Source organism: Shewanella sp. CG12_big_fil_rev_8_21_14_0_65_47_15 (assembly GCF_002783505.1).
Lineage (GTDB): Bacteria > Pseudomonadota > Gammaproteobacteria > Enterobacterales > Shewanellaceae > Shewanella.
This window is the reverse complement of the sequence record NZ_PFGL01000049.1, coordinates 73,506-89,528: the sequence shown is the minus strand read 5'-3', so window position 1 is coordinate 89,528 and position 16,023 is coordinate 73,506. Positions and strand designations below refer to the sequence as shown.

15 protein-coding genes are annotated in these 16,023 nt (G+C 49.6%); 5 read left to right on the top strand and 10 right to left on the bottom strand.

The features are described 5' to 3' along the window. Positions 1–15 precede the first annotated feature (15 nt). Entirely contained in the window at positions 16–1,491 is a 1,476-nt protein-coding gene (locus COW15_RS13920) for a capsule assembly Wzi family protein (RefSeq protein ID WP_293633122.1), read from the top strand. 50 nt (positions 1,492–1,541) lie between these two features. Here COW15_RS13920 and COW15_RS13915 read toward each other — a convergent pair whose 3' ends face one another. Beyond that, positions 1,542–2,549, bottom strand: coding sequence for an NAD-dependent epimerase (locus COW15_RS13915; RefSeq protein ID WP_293633121.1), 1,008 nt, complete (start codon positions 2,547–2,549; stop codon positions 1,542–1,544). Between the two features lie 35 nt (positions 2,550–2,584). Next, positions 2,585–3,748 (bottom strand): nucleotide sugar dehydrogenase, encoded by a 1,164-nt coding sequence (locus COW15_RS13910; protein ID WP_293633120.1) that lies wholly within the window; start codon positions 3,746–3,748, stop codon positions 2,585–2,587. 237 nt (positions 3,749–3,985) lie between these two features. On the opposite strand from COW15_RS13910, the gene COW15_RS13905 reads away from it, so the two are divergent. The 3 genes from COW15_RS13905 to COW15_RS13895 are packed head-to-tail and all read left to right on the top strand — an operon-like array spanning position 3,986 to position 7,120. Then, positions 3,986–4,717 (top strand): glycosyltransferase family 2 protein, encoded by a 732-nt coding sequence (locus COW15_RS13905; protein WP_293633148.1) that lies wholly within the window; start codon positions 3,986–3,988, stop codon positions 4,715–4,717. Positions 4,718–4,719: 2 nt separating this feature from the next. Then, the gene (locus COW15_RS13900; RefSeq protein ID WP_293633119.1) at positions 4,720–5,385 is read left to right on the top strand and encodes a VTT domain-containing protein; all 666 of its coding nucleotides are present in this window, start codon (positions 4,720–4,722) and stop codon (positions 5,383–5,385) included. A gap of 10 nt (positions 5,386–5,395) precedes the next feature. Further along, the gene (locus COW15_RS13895; RefSeq protein WP_293633118.1) at positions 5,396–7,120 is read left to right on the top strand and encodes a glycosyltransferase family 39 protein; all 1,725 of its coding nucleotides are present in this window, start codon (positions 5,396–5,398) and stop codon (positions 7,118–7,120) included. 198 nt (positions 7,121–7,318) lie between these two features. Here COW15_RS13895 and mutM read toward each other — a convergent pair whose 3' ends face one another. From mutM to COW15_RS13855, 8 genes are all read right to left on the bottom strand, one after another. Continuing rightward, positions 7,319–8,134, bottom strand: a complete 816-nt coding sequence (gene mutM / locus COW15_RS13890; protein ID WP_293633117.1) for a bifunctional DNA-formamidopyrimidine glycosylase/DNA-(apurinic or apyrimidinic site) lyase — start codon at positions 8,132–8,134, stop codon at positions 7,319–7,321. A gap of 34 nt (positions 8,135–8,168) precedes the next feature. Next, the gene (locus tag COW15_RS13885) at positions 8,169–8,624 is read right to left on the bottom strand and encodes a hypothetical protein (protein ID WP_293633116.1); all 456 of its coding nucleotides are present in this window, start codon (positions 8,622–8,624) and stop codon (positions 8,169–8,171) included. Positions 8,625–8,714: 90 nt separating this feature from the next. Further along, the gene (gene moaA, locus COW15_RS13880) at positions 8,715–9,698 is read right to left on the bottom strand and encodes a GTP 3',8-cyclase MoaA (RefSeq protein WP_293633115.1); all 984 of its coding nucleotides are present in this window, start codon (positions 9,696–9,698) and stop codon (positions 8,715–8,717) included. Between the two features lie 16 nt (positions 9,699–9,714). Further along, positions 9,715–11,514: a bifunctional molybdopterin-guanine dinucleotide biosynthesis adaptor protein MobB/molybdopterin molybdotransferase MoeA gene (locus COW15_RS13875; RefSeq protein ID WP_293633114.1), complete on the bottom strand. Its 1,800-nt coding sequence runs from the start codon at positions 11,512–11,514 to the stop codon at positions 9,715–9,717. Positions 11,515–11,543: 29 nt separating this feature from the next. Beyond that, a complete protein-coding gene (mobA, locus tag COW15_RS13870; protein ID WP_293633113.1) occupies positions 11,544–12,137 on the bottom strand; it encodes a molybdenum cofactor guanylyltransferase MobA in 594 nt (197 codons plus the stop codon). Further along, positions 12,121–12,831 (bottom strand): energy-coupling factor ABC transporter ATP-binding protein, encoded by a 711-nt coding sequence (locus COW15_RS13865; RefSeq protein ID WP_293633112.1) that lies wholly within the window; start codon positions 12,829–12,831, stop codon positions 12,121–12,123. The genes mobA and COW15_RS13865 overlap by 17 nt, the downstream gene beginning before the upstream one ends. Positions 12,832–12,834: 3 nt before the next feature. Beyond that, the gene (locus COW15_RS13860) at positions 12,835–13,542 is read right to left on the bottom strand and encodes an ABC transporter permease (protein WP_293633111.1); all 708 of its coding nucleotides are present in this window, start codon (positions 13,540–13,542) and stop codon (positions 12,835–12,837) included. Continuing rightward, on the bottom strand, positions 13,539–14,363 hold the full coding sequence (locus COW15_RS13855; RefSeq protein ID WP_293633110.1) for a substrate-binding domain-containing protein: 825 nt from the start codon (positions 14,361–14,363) through the stop codon (positions 13,539–13,541). Before COW15_RS13855 ends, COW15_RS13860 begins: the two co-directional genes overlap by 4 nt. A 229-nt stretch (positions 14,364–14,592) precedes the next feature. Here COW15_RS13855 and COW15_RS13850 point away from each other — a divergent pair, with 229 nt between their 5' ends. Next, positions 14,593–16,023: a sigma-54 dependent transcriptional regulator gene (locus COW15_RS13850; protein ID WP_293633109.1), complete on the top strand. Its 1,431-nt coding sequence runs from the start codon at positions 14,593–14,595 to the stop codon at positions 16,021–16,023.

The following is a 16,023-nucleotide window of genomic DNA, read 5'->3' as shown; positions in this document are numbered from 1 at the left end:
AATGAAAAGGATGTTATGAAGGCTTTTTTTACCCCCACTATCCTCGCTACTAGCGTTGTCTCTGGCTTACTGTTTTGCTCTACACTCGCCGCTGCGCCTTGGGTGGATGCCTCGGATATTTATCTTCGAGCCGATATTCAAGCATTGGCCGATGCGGGGGTGATCACTGTGCCTGTGAATACTTTCCCCTTGATGTGGTCGGGAATAGGTGGCGATTTAGCGAACGTCGAGCCAGAACTCCTTTCGCCAGCATTAGTGCAAGCCTTTGCCCGCGTTAACTTCTATTACCACAATGCGGTCGAGAATCGCGGCAATGCCAGAGTGAAAGTCTCAGCGGCGACGGATCCGGCAAGGTTTCAGCACTATGGTTCTGAATACCGCGAGAAGGGTGAAGTGAAGGGGTCCTATGAGTATTTAGGTTCGCGCATTGCTTACAAGACGACAGTGACAGAAACCTATGATCCCCAAGATAATAAAAACTTTCGACTCGATGATTCCTATTTTGCGGTCATCATGGGCAACTGGATTGCGACTTTAGGCTCGGTTGAGCAGTGGTGGGGAGCGGGGTTCGACTCTGCACTACACCGTTCGAATAACGCCCGTTCCATGCAGTCACTCTCTTTGAGCCGCAACAACGCCGCGGCCTTTGAAACGCCTTGGTTATCTTGGGTTGGTCCCTGGACATTTAAGACCGGATTTAGCCTCACCGAAGCCGAACGTGCCGTGCCTAAAACGGCATTGTGGGATATGCGCCTCAGTGCCAAGCCCATAAAGCAAGTTGAAATCGGCCTCGCCTGGTCGACTCTGTTTTGTGGCGAAGGGCAAGAGTGTAACTTGAGTTCCTGGTGGGATGCGGTTGCGAGTAATTCGGTTTGTATTGATGGTTCCAACGATTGCGCCCCCGATCAGCGTCGGGATGCGGGCCACAGAACGCAGAGTATTGATCTTCGCTATGCCGACACTTGGCAGGATATTCCCGTGGGATTATACCTAGAACGTAGCTGCGAGAATGGCAGCGACTGTGGTTCCCTCTGGGGGATGGATACCCATTTTGGTACTACGGGTAAGCAGTTTAAGCTGTTTATGGAATACTCGGATACCTATGTTAAGTGTGATGGTGACAGTGCTAATTGCTTCTATGAGGACCCGGTTTATCTGAGCGGTGCTCGTTACTATGGCCGTGCTTTAGGCTCAACCTATGACAGCGATGCCCAAACCTTTGTGCTTGGCTTAGTCGGCCAGTTTAGCAATAGCCGTGGCTTTACCTCTCTGCTACGTTATGCGCAATTAAATAAGGACGGTACTAACGCGGCAACGACCTGGGCACCACAACCGCCGAAGGAAGATTTGTTGATGTTAGAACTGTCCTACCGCATGCCAGTGTGGAAAGGGATGTGGAGTCTAGGGGGCACTGTGTCCAGATCTGAGTTTGAACTTCAAGAAAACGAGACCAATGGCACGCTTTTTAGTAGTTTTGAATATCGTTTTTAATTGTTAAAACAAAAGCCTGCAAAATGCAGGCTTTTTTATTACCGCTAATATTACTGATTGTAAAATTGGCGATACCAGTCCACAAATTTCCCGACCCCCGTGTTGATATCCACCTGTGGCCTATAACCCACGGCGTTAAAGAGATCGCTCGTGTCCGCCCAAGTGGCGTGCACATCGCCGGGTTGCATTGGTAAGAGATTCTTCTTCGCCTCTATCCCGAGAGCATGTTCGAGTGCAGTAATAAAATCGAGTAATTGCACTGGGCTACCGTTTCCTATGTTAAAGACGCGATAGGGGGCACTGCTGGTGGCGGGCGAGCCTGTTTCTACTGTCCAGCCTGGCGTTGGGCTGGGTGGCTTGTCCTGGACTCTAATAATTCCCTCAACAATATCATCAATATAGGTAAAATCACGGCTTAAGTCGCCATGGTTATACACATCGATAACTTCACCCGCGAGTATGGCTTTAGTGAATTTAAACAAAGCCATATCCGGGCGTCCCCAGGGGCCATAGACAGTGAAGAAGCGCAGTCCAGTGGTGGGCAACTGGTATAAATGTGAGTAAGTGTGGGACATCAACTCATTGGCTTTTTTCGTTGCCGCGTAGAGGGAAATCGGATGATCTATGCTGTCTTCGGTGGAGAAGGGCATCTTCTGATTTAACCCATATACAGACGAAGATGAAGCATAGACGAGATGCTCAATTTGGTGATGGCGACAGCCCTCTAAAATCGTCAGGTGTCCCACTAGGTTGCTATCGGCATAGGCCAAGGGATTGTCGAGTGAGTAACGCACCCCCGCTTGGGCCGCCAAATGGATCACCCGTTGAAAACCATGTTGGGCAAACAGGGCGGCAATCCCTTCTCGGTCGGCGAGATCCAGTTTGATAAAACGGAAATTCTCTAAGGCCCGTAAGGGTGCAAGACGGGCTAGTTTGAGTCCTACATCGTAGTAGTCATTAAGATTATCAATGCCGATAACGTCGTGGCCGAGGGCACATAGACGTTCACTGACTTTGGCGCCAATAAATCCCGCGGCACCTGTGACTAAGTATTTCATGTTAAACCTTTTACTGTCGGCTCAATGGTTGAGCATTAATCCTGGTGGAACAGATCTCGGGTATAGACTTTGTCTGCAACATCGGTGAGTTCGTCGGCCATGCGATTGGAGACTATTACATCGCACATGGCTTTAAATTCATTTAAATCTCGAATGACTCTCGATTTAAAAAACTCATCTTCCTTGAGCACTGGCTCATAGACTACGACTTCGATACCTTTGGCCTTGATACGTTTCATCACGCCTTGCACGGCTGAGGCGCGGAAGTTATCTGAGTCGGCTTTCATGATCAAACGATATATACCGACGCATTTGGGTCGCTTGCGGATAATCGCATCGGCAATAAAATCTTTACGGGTGGTATTCGAGTCGACGATGGCACTGATCAGATTGTTCGGCACATCATTGTAGTTTGCCAGCAACTGTTTAGTGTCTTTGGGCAGGCAGTATCCACCATAACCGAAGGAAGGATTGTTGTAATAGTTGCCGATACGGGGATCGAGGCTCACTCCCTCAATAATTTGGCGCGTGTTTAGGCCTCGGCTCTGGGCGTAGGTATCGAGTTCATTAAAGTATGCGACTCGCATGGCGAGAAACGTATTGGCAAACAACTTAATCGCTTCTGCCTCGGTACTGTCGGTGAGCAAAATAGGAATATCTTGTTTGATTGCCGCCTTGGCTAAGAGATTGGCAAAGGCTTGGGCTCGGGCTGAGCGTTCACCGACGACAATCCTCGAGGGGTGAAGATTGTCATACAAGGCTTTACCTTCGCGTAAAAACTCAGGGGAGAACAGGATATTATCACTATTGAGTTTTTGTCTCAGGGCCGCAGTAAAGCCAACGGGGATGGTCGATTTAATGATGATAGTCGTATTTGGATTTGCGGCTAGGACATCCCTAGCGACATTTTCAACCGACTGGGTATTAAAGTAATTGGTCTGGGGATCATAGTCCGTTGGGGTGGCAATCATCACAAAGTCGGCCGATTGAAAGGCCTCGTTCTGTGTTGTTGCGGTTAAATTCAGCGATTTGTTTTTCAGGTAATCTTCGATTAACTCATCGACAACGGTTGACCTATGTGCGTTAACTTGTGCGACACGTTCCGGTGATAAATCGATGGCGGTGACCCGGTTTTGCTGGGCTAACAGGACAGCATTTGATAGACCAACGTAACCCATCCCCACAACAACGATATTCATAGATAGCTCCGATGCCATACCTTTTGTTCCTAGTAAAGTACCATAGTCTTATTACAAAAAAGCGCAATCAAATGAAAGCGACAGTTCCAAATTCAGTCTTTTCTTGGAATATTTTCCTCGTTTACAATACCCAGCTTGCATTCTGTTTGATTCAATAACACTCTATCAAGACAGATTTTTCTTTTGCAATAATCATATGATACCGTATTGATGGTGTTAAAGTTTTGGAGTCTTGAATTGATTTCTATCGTGATCCCTGCTAAAGATGAGGTAGGTAATATTGGCCCTCTGATGGAAGAGATATGCCATGCCCTCAAAGGTGTGACTGAGTTTGAGATTCTCGTCGTCGACGATGGCAGTCAAGACGATACCTTTGGTGAAGTGATGCGCACCGCCACTTCGCAGCAATGCGATGCTAAAGCGATTCGCCATGAGCGCAGCACTGGGCAAAGCACAGCGATTTCCACTGGTGTCTTACATGCCCGCGGCAAGTACATTGTGACCTTAGATGCGGATGGGCAAAATGATCCCGCCGATATTCCGGCCATGCTTGCCCAATTACCCCATATCCATACCGAGCATTTTTGTATTGCAGGCTACCGTAAAAATCGTAAAGATACGGCATGGAAGCGATTTCAATCTCGCTTCGCCAATAAGGTGCGTGATGCGCTCTTACATGATGGCGTGCCCGATACTGGCTGCGGTCTTAAACTCTTCCCCCGTGAAACCTTCCTGCGTTTACCTTATTTCGATCATATGCACAGATACATTCCTGCATTAGTACGCCGTATGGGCGGGGAGATTTTTATTTCTGTGGTCAATCACAGGGATCGTCAGGTCGGTGTCTCTAAGTACACTGCTTGGAATCGCGCCTGGGTCGGCATAGTCGATATCATGGGCGTGATGTGGCTCGGGCGTAGGGCGAAGATTGCTAGGGTTGCTCGCAGTCAAGCAAGCTGGCGCGACTGACAATGAAGCGATTTTATAAGGCGGTGTTTATCGTCTTCATCCTGCTGGTACTGATGTTTGCCGTCCAGCAGGGGATGTTTGAGCATTTAACCGATAGCAACTGGGTCGCGCGCTTTATTGCCGACAGGGGGGTGTTTGCGCTCTTAGTTTTACTAGTGGTTGGTGCCTTTTTTACCGCAGTGGGAGGGCCGAGGCAAGTCATTGCCTTTGTTTTTGGCTTTGCCTTAGGCGGTCTTTATGGTGGTATTTTTTCGACGTTGGCCGCCTTACTGGGCTGCGTATTTGCCTTCTATGTGGCGAGATTAACCATCCGCAGTAGCTTACAACATCGTTTTGGTAAGCGCCTACAAAAGTTTGAAGCCCTGATTATCAACAAAACTTGGCTGAAAGTCTTGATGATCCGCCTGTTGCCCGTTGGCAGTAACTTACTCACTAATCTGTTCGCGGGGGCAACCCACGTTCCCGCAGGGGGATTTATGCTGGGCAGTGTATTAGGTTATTTGCCGCAGATGCTAATTTTTAGTTTTGCGGGCGCTGGCATAGGCTTATCCGATCATAATCAGCTGGGGATCAGCATAGGTTTATTTATCTTATCTAGCCTGATTGGCGCGTATTTGTACCGTTCTAGCCTGCGTAAACAGGTGGATGAATTGGAAACCGAAGAATAAGGACCCTGCAATGGAAGCACTCGAGCGCCGTTTCAATAGTGAAGATTATTACCAGGTACTCTGGCCTTTACTCTTGATGAGTTTATTGATTTTGCTGGTTGGGATTGGTTTTCGCTCTCCCTGGCCTGCCGACGAGCCACGCTTTGTCGAGGTCGCGCGGGAAATGGTGGCATCGGGGCAGTGGTTATTTCCGACCCGAGGCGGCGAATACTATCCCGATAAACCACCGGTGTTTATGTGGGCCATCGCCCTATTTTACCAACTGACGGGCTCCCTTAAGTTCGCCTTTTTATTGCCCAATGCTCTGTGTGGCCTGTTGACCGTATTCCTAGTGTATGATCTTGGTGCAAAACTATGGAGTGTGCGTGTAGGCCGTAATGCCGCCTTACTACTCTTGATTGTGCCGCAGTTTTTAATGCAGGTTAAAAACGCTCAGATAGATGCCATGGTGATGTGTTGGATCACTGTGGGATGTTACGGCCTGATCCGCCACTTTATGCTCGGCCCCCAGTGGCGCTGGTATTTTATTGGCTGGGGTTTTATGGGACTGGGCGTTATCACTAAAGGCGTGGGATTTTTACCGCTGTTGATGTTAGTTCCTATCGGTATTTATGCCGTTAAAGATAGAAGCCGTTTTCAAGGGCGTTTGACTTGGTTATGTCTTGCGGGGCCTTTGGCCATGCTGGCGGTGATTGCCTGCTGGCTAGTGCCTATGGTGCTAACAGTGCAAGCCCATGGTACGCCTGAGCTTGTCGCCTACCAAAACAATATCTTGTTTAAGCAAACCGGTGAGCGTTATGTCAACGCCTGGCATCATATTAAGCCTTGGTATTTCTTTATTTTAAGTGTTATTCCGTGGATGTGGTTCCCGATTTCACTGCTGGTGATCGCTTATTGGAAGCTATGGGTACAGAAGGTTAAGGCCGATCCTAAGATTGCGATTTTACTGATTTGGGTGGCGTTGGTGGTGTTGTTTTTTAGCATTAGCCCGGGTAAGCGCAATGTGTATATTCTGCCCGCATTACCTATGTTAGCCCTTGTGGCTTCGGCAGTATTAACTGGGGTTTCGCCTAAGGTTTGGTTTGAAAAACTAGTCAGTGGAGTACTGTGGTTTTTAGGTGGGGTGGTGTTATTGGCGGGGGTGCTGGCATTGATTCATCATTCCGCACTAGTTAAAGCCCTTGCTGACTATACCGATGATTTAACAGGGATTGGCTATCTCTTTATTTTGCTTGGCCTGTTGTGGTTTTTGCTGCTTTGGCTCACACGCAAACAGTTTGCCCTAGTGAAGGTGGGTATTGTCTCTGCCCTAGGTTGGGTGCTCGTCAGTACTTGGGGATACGCTATGCTCGACGAGATGCGAACCCCAAGGAATTTGATGTTGCATGCCGCAGCAGTGATTGGTGAAGATGCCGAGTTAGGCTTAGTGAACTTTAAAGAGCAGTTTATTTTGTTCTCGCCTATGAGTGTGACGCACTTTAGTTATTTAGCCCCCGTTGAAGAGCAAGAGCGCAATGCATGGCAATGGATGCAGGAAAACAAACAGCGTTATCTATTAGTGCCAAGCGGGGCAAAACTGAGTTGTTTCAATATTAAAGGTGGCAAGAGCATGGGCATTGCCCACCGAGATGAGTGGATCTTGCTCTCGGCCTCGGAAATGACGCCAGAGTGCGCATCGCCAACGCGGGAATATCGTTACTTTACCGATCATCCTGGGCGTTGGCTAAAGGAATAAACGCAAAATGCCTGCAATTTGCAGGCATTTTTGATAGCGCTAAATAATGGATTCAAATTAGCCACATCGCAGGGTATCGCACACAGGCACGCCATGAACTCTTCCCTGAGGGCTCCACCGCGCCATTCATGGCGCAGAGGGCCTGCTTACCGATAACCTGCTCGCCCTATAAAGTGATCAACAATTTGAAACGGCTATTTAGCGTGCCTGACAAATTCCACAAAAGACAGTGGTGCGCTGGCCTAAACGGATTTCACTCAGTAGGTTGCCGCAGCTCGTGCAGGTTTCACCACCGCGGCCATACACATGCAGTTTTTGGGCGAAGTAGCCGGGTTTACCATCGGCATTGGTGAAGTCTTTCAGCGTAGTGCCGCCTTGCTTAATCGCATGGGCGAGGATTTGCTTCACTTCGGCAACTAAAATGGTCAAACGCTCGATATCGATTTTACCTGCTTCGGCTTCGGGGTGAATACCCGCGGCAAACAGGGCTTCGTTAGCATAAATATTGCCCACTCCGACGACTATGTGGTTATCCATCAAACAGAGCTTAATGGCCTTTTTTTTGCCCGCTAAAGCTGTGGCTAATTGATTGACATTAAAGGCATTGGTTAGGGGTTCCGGGCCGAGTTTTGCCAGTAATGGATGGGCCTCTTCCGGGAGTTCACACCAGAGCCAAGCACCAAAACGTCTAGGATCGTTAAAGCGCAAAATGCGGCCGTTGGCGAGCACTAAGTCGATATGGTCATGCTTTTCCACTGGGGTGTCGTGGGGCAAAATTCGTAAACTGCCCGACATGCCTAAGTGCACTATGCTAGTGCCCGCGTCCGTGTCGATTAACAGGTACTTGGCCCGGCGGCGGACCTGACGTATGACTTGGCCGATAATTTGTTTGGCGATTGCTGGTACTGGCCAGCGCAGTGAGCCATTACGGATCACAAGATCAACTACGGTTTGCTCGACAAGGAAGGGTGCAATACCCTGGCGGGTGACTTCAACTTCTGGTAATTCCGGCATGGATTCTTTCTTATCTTAAGTCAATTTGGCCGCATTAAGCCGCGGGTTTGGCATCGATGATAGGTTGTAGTTTGGCGCGTAAACTCGGTGGCACTATGTACCAATTACCCGCGGGAGATTTTAAGGTGCCCTCAATGGGGAAATAAAGCCACAGTTGCGGATCGGCAATATCGGCGATCTGAATCACTAATTCCTGTGGTTTATCTGTAGATTGTGGTGCTGTCGCTAAAGGGGATACCAGTACCGTTTGCCACGCATTTGCCCATTCATCACAGTTGAGTACTTTAGTATCGCACTCCCATTGTGCGGCTTGCTTATGCAGCCACATGCCATCGAGTTGCAACTGTGCAAGCGGGGCATTATCGTCAAACAGCCGCTTTGCATCACTGGGAATATTATGGGTTTTTCTATCCATAAAAGTGAGCACTGCAATCATAAAGATGCAGGCTAAAATAATGATGTTATTCCACTGTTTACGAGTTAGGGCCATGATAATGCGCGACAACGAGTAGGGGATAATACCCGAGTTTATCACGCCCAAAGTGAGATGCTAGTCCTGCGAGGGATTTGAACTCTGTGGTTAGCCACCCGTTGCATTCATAAAACGTAGGATTTGCACCGCGTTATGATCGAACTCATGTTGTTTGGGCTTAAGGTTAATGCCCGCGAGAATGGCGGCCTTAAGCCTCTCAATATCTCCAGGGAACTGACGCACTATGCTTTTAAGATCAATGGCATGTTCGTTACCCAAACAGAGTAGTAATTGACCTTCGACAGTGACTCTGACCCTGTTGCACTCATGGCAAAAGTTGTGGCTATGGGGCGAGATAAAACCGATATGGATTGGGCTGTTGGCCATAGTGTAATATCGCGCTGGGCCGCCGGTGCGCTTATCGGAGAGTTTGAGTGGATAGCGCGTTTCTATGATGGCTTTGACTTCCTCACTGCTGCAGTGGCGGGCGCGCTTACGTTCATCGATTTCGCCGAGGGGCATTTCTTCGATAAAGGCGATATCTAAGTTGCGCTCGCGGCAAAATTCCACTAGATCGATGACTTCATTATCATTTTGCTGTTTTAAAATAACGGCATTGATCTTAATACGCTCAAAGCCGGCGGCAATGGCGGCATCGATACCTTCGATAACTCGTTCGAGCTTACCGTTGCGGGTTAATTGGGTAAAAAGGGTTGGATTTAAGGTGTCTAGGCTGATGTTGAGGCGTGTTAATCCCGCATCGAACATAGGTTTAGCAAGCTTAGTCAGCCTCGAGCCGTTCGTCGTCATGGACAAATCCCTGAGTCCGGGAAGTTTGCCGAGCAGACTGACAAGCTGATCGCAATCGGTACGCACTAAGGGCTCGCCCCCGGTTAGGCGGATTTTTGTCACGCCTAGCTCGGTAAAGGCTTGGGCAATCCAAGCTAACTCTTCGAGGTGCAACACTTGGTCCCTAGGCAGAAAACAGGGATCTTCGGTCATGCAATAGATGCAGCGAAAGTCGCAGCGGTCGGTGACCGAAAGCCTTAAATATTCGACCCTGCGGCCAAAGGGATCTACTAGTAAACTCATAGGTGCTCACTGGCTCCTAAAGTAAATCCGCAAAGGGTTGAATAAACACGGTTTCGCCTGTATTCACCACTTCGGCCTCATCGCCAATGATGATAAGGCAATTTCCTGTGACCATGGAACTTAACATGCCCGAACCTTGGTTGCCCGTGCTGCTCACGTGTAGGCGTCCGTCTTTGCCTAGGTGATAAATACCGCGAATAAACTCGGTGCGACCTTGGCGGCTTCGCAGCGTTTCATCTGTGATGGCTGGAAATAATGGCGCTTGCCAATTTAGTTCACCGCCTAGTTTACGCAGTGCTGGCTGCACAAATTGCAGGAAAGACACCATAACGGCCACGGGATTGCCCGGCAGACCGAAGAACAGCGCTTCCCCTATTTTACCAAAGGCAAGCGGGCGGCCTGGGCGCATATTGATCCGCCAGAAATCGATATTGCCGAGGCGGGCGAGCACAGCCTTAATATAATCGGCATCACCCACGGATACCCCACCTGAGCTAATCACCACATCGGCCTGGGTTGCTGCCTGCGCAAGGGTGGCTTCGAGGGCGGTCTCTGAATCTTCAATGATGCCTAAATCTATGACTTCACAGCCTAAACGCTTCGCCATCGCCTTGATAGTAAAGCGATTTGAATCATAGATGCAGTTAGCCTTTAACTCATCGCCGGGTTGGCTCACTTCATCGCCGGTAGAGAACACGGCAACCGTGGGGTGACGATAGACACTGACACTATTGAGCCCAAGGGAAGCGAGCAAACCTTGTTCGGCGGCGCCTAGGCGGGTGGCTTTGGCGAGTGCCACTTGTCCCTTGGCGATATCCTCCCCAGCGAGGCGAACATGCTGACCTAGCTCAATATGGCCCTGCAGGCTCACAAGACCATCGACCTCTTGGGCCAGTTCTCTGGGTTGGACAGTATCGGCGCCTGCGGGTACTGGCGCGCCCGTCATAATTCGCACCGTTTCGCCGACCTTGAGGGTGCCAGCATAGTGATGCCCGGCAAGCACTTCACCGACAAGTTTAAGGCTTGCTGGCATAGGGTCTTGATAAATAAAGGCGTAACCGTCCATTGCCGAGTTAGTCTGCTGTGGTACGTCGACGGGAGAAATACTGTCGCTGGCGAGTACGCGGTGATCTAAGGCGTCTAAGTCAAGCGCTTCAACCTCTGTGACTGGGGACACATGGGACAAAATCTGTGCTAACCCTTGGCTCACTGTGAGATTTTTATCATTGCCTATTTCACAGGCATCCACGGTGTTGATCGGTAGATTGATACAAGGTGCTTGCCAATTGCGGGCATATTCCACCACAAAGTCGGCAATTTGGCTGACATTGTTCAGATCGAGTCGGCGCAGCTCGCTCGGCAATTCAGTATCATCGCAACAGGCGATGGCGAGAATATTGTCATCTTGGGTGTAGATAAAAGGTTTGTCGTGGGCGGCGCGGTGTAATTCGATTTTAGGTAATGTGAGCTTCTTAAAACCTTCCACGAGGACGATATCGACTTTATCGGCCTCGATTTGTTTTAGCAAATGGACGAGTTCAGGGTCGCCATCGCGTGTATCTTCCGTCATCAGCGCCCAACGCACATGGGAGGCGACCAGCATTTGCCGCGCGCCAGCCTTACGCATTTCATAACTGTCTTTACCGGGGATATCCACATCGAAGTTATGGTGGGCATGTTTGATAACGGCTAAACGTAGCCCCCGTTGGTTTAATTCGGGGATTAACTGCTTGAGTAAGGTGGTTTTCCCCGTGCCACTATAGGCACAAAATCCGAGAACGGGAATAGCGAGCGGATTGACGAAGGGGTTACTCATTTGCACCTCTAATCTGGGTTATGGGGGCCTTAGTTTTTAGTTATTTCCGCCGCCAGTCGTTGTTTTTGTTCCGGCGTATTCACATTCACAAAGGCGTTGGGTTGATCGGCAAAGGCCGCGACGGCAAAGCGATGTTTGGCATACCAAAAATCAATTTTACGCTCACCGGCTTCTAGGAAGGCGGTCATCGACTCGCGCAAGCTCGGTTTTAGTAACATCACTACGGGCTGCTCGCGTTCACCATCGCTGGCGACGGCAAGTTCTGCATCGTTTGCTTCAATCGCCGCCAATAAGCGGGCGGCTAAATCCCGGGGCAGTAACGGGCAGTCGCAGGGCACGACTAATAAATAGTCTGCCTCGGTCTGGCCCATAGCGGTGATCATGCCAGCCAAAGGGCCGAGGAAACCGCTATGTTCATCGCTTATCACCTTAAAACCAAACTCAGCATACCGTGTTTGGTTGCGATTTGCGTTGATCAGGATCTCCTTAACCTGAGGTTTTATTCTGTCAATCGTGTGTTCAATCATGGTCTTGTCATTTAATTCGACTAAACCTTTATCCTCCCCTCCCATACGGCGTGCCATGCCACCGGCGAGAATTACAGCATCAATGTGCAACGACATATAAAGATCCCTCAATTGGGGTTGTTTGTATGGACTGAGATGAGATTAGCACTCGTTCGCCCTCTATGTGCCATTGTTGCTTGCAGATAGCGGTTAAAGCACAATTTTGGTGGCTACTGAGCAGCATACCTGTGCCTTCTTGTTTTAATTGTTGGATCATCTGCAATACCAGTGCCTGGGAATCCTTGTCCATATTGGAGGTTGGCTCGTCGAGCATCAGGAGTGTCGGTTGCAGTATCCAAGCGCGGGCAATGGCGAGGCGCTGCCTTTCGCCGCCGGATAGGTTGCTTGCTCTAGCGTGTAATAGCGAACCTAGCTGCGCCATATCAATGGCTTGCGCCGTGCGCTGTTTCGCCTTGGTCTTAGCTTCAGTGCTGAAACTGAGGCCATAGTTAAGGTTGTACTCCACTGTGCCATCGAATAAATAAGGGTGCTGATGCAGGTAAACAGCCTTACCTAGCAGGGGATTACGCTGCCACCAGGCATGACGGACAAAGCCAGCGGCCTCGATATTTCCCTTGGTGGGTTGCATTAATCCCGCCAGAATTTTCATTAGGGTGGATTTACCCGATCCATTATCACCCTGAAGATAAATCACATCTCCCTGACGCAATTCGAGTAACTCGGCTTGAAAGAGTCGGCGTGAGCCAAATGACATTTCCAAGTCTCGGGCGGTGAGTTTTACCTGAGTCATAGGTTAATGGCTCCTTGGCATGGCTTTGCCCCGTAAACTACCCAAAGCAAAGTTAAGGAGCAAGGCCAAGATAAGCAGCACGAGTCCAAGGGCGATAGCTTGAGCAAAATCACCTTTGCTGGTTTCCAGCGCGATGGCGGTGGGAATATTACGGGTCACGTTTAAAATATTGCCGCCAACCATCATAGAGCAACCTACTTCGGTCAGAATTCGACTAAAGGCGGCGACAATGGCTAAGAGTAGGGGCATTCGCAGCTCACGGCAGACTGTCCACACGGCTCGTCCCCAGGAGGCGCCTAAGGTGCGTGAGGTTTCCCATGCCCGGCGGTCGACGCTGGTAAAGGCGGCTTGGCTCATGGCGATTAGCACTGGCGCACAGATCAGCATTTGCCCGAGGATCATACCTTCTTGGGTGAATAACCACTTTAAGTCACCCAGTGGGCCGTTGCGGGTCAGGAGTAAATACACCAGCAAACCAATTACCACAGTGGGGATAGATTGCAGGGTTTGGACTAAGTTAGTGACTAACCATTTGCCGCGAAAGGGGGAAAAGGCCAGCACAAAGCCGAGTACCATAGAAGGGACTAAGGTGATGAGCAGCGCCGCGAAAGAAACGGTAAACGAGACAGAGATGATGGACCAAACGTCGGGGTCCAATGAAAACAGCAGGCTCAACGCCTGCTGTAACAGTGCTAGCCAGCCGTCGTTCATTCGCTATAGGTTGCCTTGAACAGTTGCTCGCCTTCAACTTTGAAGTTGTTGATCATGCTTTGGCCTTCCTTACTAATTAACCAGTCGCTGAATGCTTTAGCGCCCTTGTGGTTTAGATCTGGGTATTTCGCAGGGTTGATAAGGATTACTTGGTAAGGGTTCGCTAGGGTTTTGCCACCATCGAAATCCACGCCCAGATCTAGCTTAGTCTTGTAAGCCACAAATGTACCACGATCCGACAGGGTATAACCTTGTAACTCATTTGCCATCAGCAGGGTTTTACCCATGCCTTGGCCTACCGAGGTATAGCCCTTGAAATCGGGCGTCACACCCGCAGCTTTCCACACTTCCAACTCTTTGATGTGGGTGCCAGAGTTATCACCACGGGACACAAAAGGTAAGCCTGATTTAGCGACTTTAGCGAAGGCTTCTTCGGCGGTTTTACTATCGCGCAGTTTAGCGGGATCGTTTTTAGGGCCTAAGACAACGAAATCGTTTTCCATAATGCCACGGGGCTCAACACCAAAACCATTGGCAACAAATTTTGCTTCGGCACTTGGAGCATGGGTCATCACGAGATCCACATCGCCTTGCTCACCCAGTTTCAGGGCTTTACCTGTACCTGTTGCGATAACTTGGACTTGATAACCCGATTCACTCTCGAACTTAGGCAGGAGTTCTTTTAACAAACCTGAGTTTTCAGTACTGGTAGTGGTTGCTAGCTTAATGACTTCGGCAGATTGAGCGGGTAATACGGTGAGCATGCTGGCAGCAATAACCAGGCCCAGTAGTGACTTCATATGGGATTTCATGTTTAGCATGGATACTCCTTGGCGAAAAATAGGGGGCCGACTCAAATGCCTACTGAGCGGATGAAATTGTAATGCGTTCGATTGAAAGCAATTTAGATGCCAAGCTGATAATTGCCCTTTTCCCTTCACTGGCCGATCTAAACTGTGAGCTTGATCTCAGGCCCAACAAATAGTCGGCAGACAAATTGTCGCAGCGCACGCTTCTCATGGTTCATAGTGACCTATTAGCCGAATTTCAATGCTAGAATTGGTCGCAATTGAGTCAAAATGTCCAGAAGTGATCACTATGAGCCAGATAGATAACAACCTCAAGCCCCTTCCTTCGGCCGTTTCAGTGCTTATCGTCGACGATGAGCCCGGAATGCGTAGTTTTTTAAATAAGGCACTTTCAAAGAAATTCGCCCTAGTTGAAACCGCTGGCAGTATTGAAGACGCGGAGCAGTTGCGTAGCCGGTGCCATTTCGACCTGTTGATTGTCGATATTCGTCTACCGGGCCGCTCTGGGATCGAGTGGCACGAAGCCTTAGATGAACAGGGCCGCCGCTCGGATATTATTTTTATGACGGGTTATGCCGATATGGAAGTGGCGATTACCGCCCTTCGCGCCGGGGCTTCTGACTTTATCATGAAGCCTTTCCACCTTGAGCAGATGATGTCGGCGGTCGATCGTTGTATCGAGCGTCGTTTGCTTAAGCGTGAAAATCTGATGCTGCGTCGTGAGGTGTCTATCGGTTATTCCTCGACCATTATTGGTAGCAGTGAGGCCATGACGTCGGTCAAACATATTATCGAGCGGGTGGCGCCGACCAATGCCGTCGTACTCATTCAGGGTGAGTCCGGTACGGGTAAAGAATTGGTCGCAAGACAACTGCATCTACTCAGTGGTCGCCAAGGGCCATTTGTGCCCGTCAATTGTGGTTCCATCGCACCTGAGTTACTCGAGAGCGAATTATTTGGCCATACCGCAGGGGCATTTACCGGGGCGAAAGGCAATCGTGAAGGGCTATTTAGTTTTGCCTCCGGTGGCACGATTTTCCTCGATGAAATCGGCGAGATGCCACTGAAAATGCAAACGGCCCTACTCAGAGTATTGGAGCAGAAAGCGATTCGTCCCGTGGGCAGCGAGAAGGAGGTCAATATTGATGTCCGCGTGATTGCCGCGACTAACCGTACACTGGTCGAGGAGGTCGAAGCGGGAAATTTCCGCCGTGATCTATATTACCGTTTGAATGTGCTCGATATTTTAATTCCTCCCCTGCGCGAACGTCCTGAGGATGTGGTGGAACTGACCCATCATTTTACTCGGCAATTGGCCGCCGATTTGGGCGTGAGGGAAGTCGTGTGGAGCCATGAGGATATGGTGAAGTTACAACAGCATGAGTGGCCAGGAAATATCCGTGAGCTGCGAAATATGATTGAACGCTGTATTTTACTCGGCAAGCCTCCGGCGGAATATTGGAAGCAACAGATTAAGAGCGAGTCCTTATCTTCCCAGGGTTACCCCCTAGATTGGCCATTAAAAGATGTTGAAAAACATCACGTTACCAGCGTTGTCGATCTGCACTCTGGTAATAAATCAGCCGCCGCACGTGACCTAGGTGTATCCCGTAAGACCTTAGATCGCAAATATAAAGAGTGGTTTGACTTCAGCGGCGAACAGGAGTCTTAG

Coding starts and splice junctions, on each gene's coding strand:
- COW15_RS13860 (WP_293633111.1), bottom strand. CDS start 13,542: ATGAACGACGGCTGGCTAGCACTGTTACAGCAGGCGTTGAGCCTGCTG.
- mobA (WP_293633113.1), bottom strand. CDS start 12,137: ATGTCGTTGCACATTGATGCTGTAATTCTCGCCGGTGGCATGGCACGC.
- COW15_RS13915 (WP_293633121.1), bottom strand. CDS start 2,549: ATGAAATACTTAGTCACAGGTGCCGCGGGATTTATTGGCGCCAAAGTC.
- COW15_RS13865 (WP_293633112.1), bottom strand. CDS start 12,831: ATGACTCAGGTAAAACTCACCGCCCGAGACTTGGAAATGTCATTTGGC.
- COW15_RS13850 (WP_293633109.1), top strand. CDS start 14,593: ATGCTAGAATTGGTCGCAATTGAGTCAAAATGTCCAGAAGTGATCACT.
- COW15_RS13885 (WP_293633116.1), bottom strand. CDS start 8,624: ATGGCCCTAACTCGTAAACAGTGGAATAACATCATTATTTTAGCCTGC.
- mutM (WP_293633117.1), bottom strand. CDS start 8,134: ATGCCGGAATTACCAGAAGTTGAAGTCACCCGCCAGGGTATTGCACCC.
- COW15_RS13895 (WP_293633118.1), top strand. CDS start 5,396: ATGGAAGCACTCGAGCGCCGTTTCAATAGTGAAGATTATTACCAGGTA.
- COW15_RS13910 (WP_293633120.1), bottom strand. CDS start 3,748: ATGAATATCGTTGTTGTGGGGATGGGTTACGTTGGTCTATCAAATGCT.
- moaA (WP_293633115.1), bottom strand. CDS start 9,698: ATGAGTTTACTAGTAGATCCCTTTGGCCGCAGGGTCGAATATTTAAGG.
- COW15_RS13920 (WP_293633122.1), top strand. CDS start 16: ATGAAGGCTTTTTTTACCCCCACTATCCTCGCTACTAGCGTTGTCTCT.
- COW15_RS13900 (WP_293633119.1), top strand. CDS start 4,720: ATGAAGCGATTTTATAAGGCGGTGTTTATCGTCTTCATCCTGCTGGTA.
- COW15_RS13855 (WP_293633110.1), bottom strand. CDS start 14,363: ATGCTAAACATGAAATCCCATATGAAGTCACTACTGGGCCTGGTTATT.
- COW15_RS13875 (WP_293633114.1), bottom strand. CDS start 11,514: ATGAGTAACCCCTTCGTCAATCCGCTCGCTATTCCCGTTCTCGGATTT.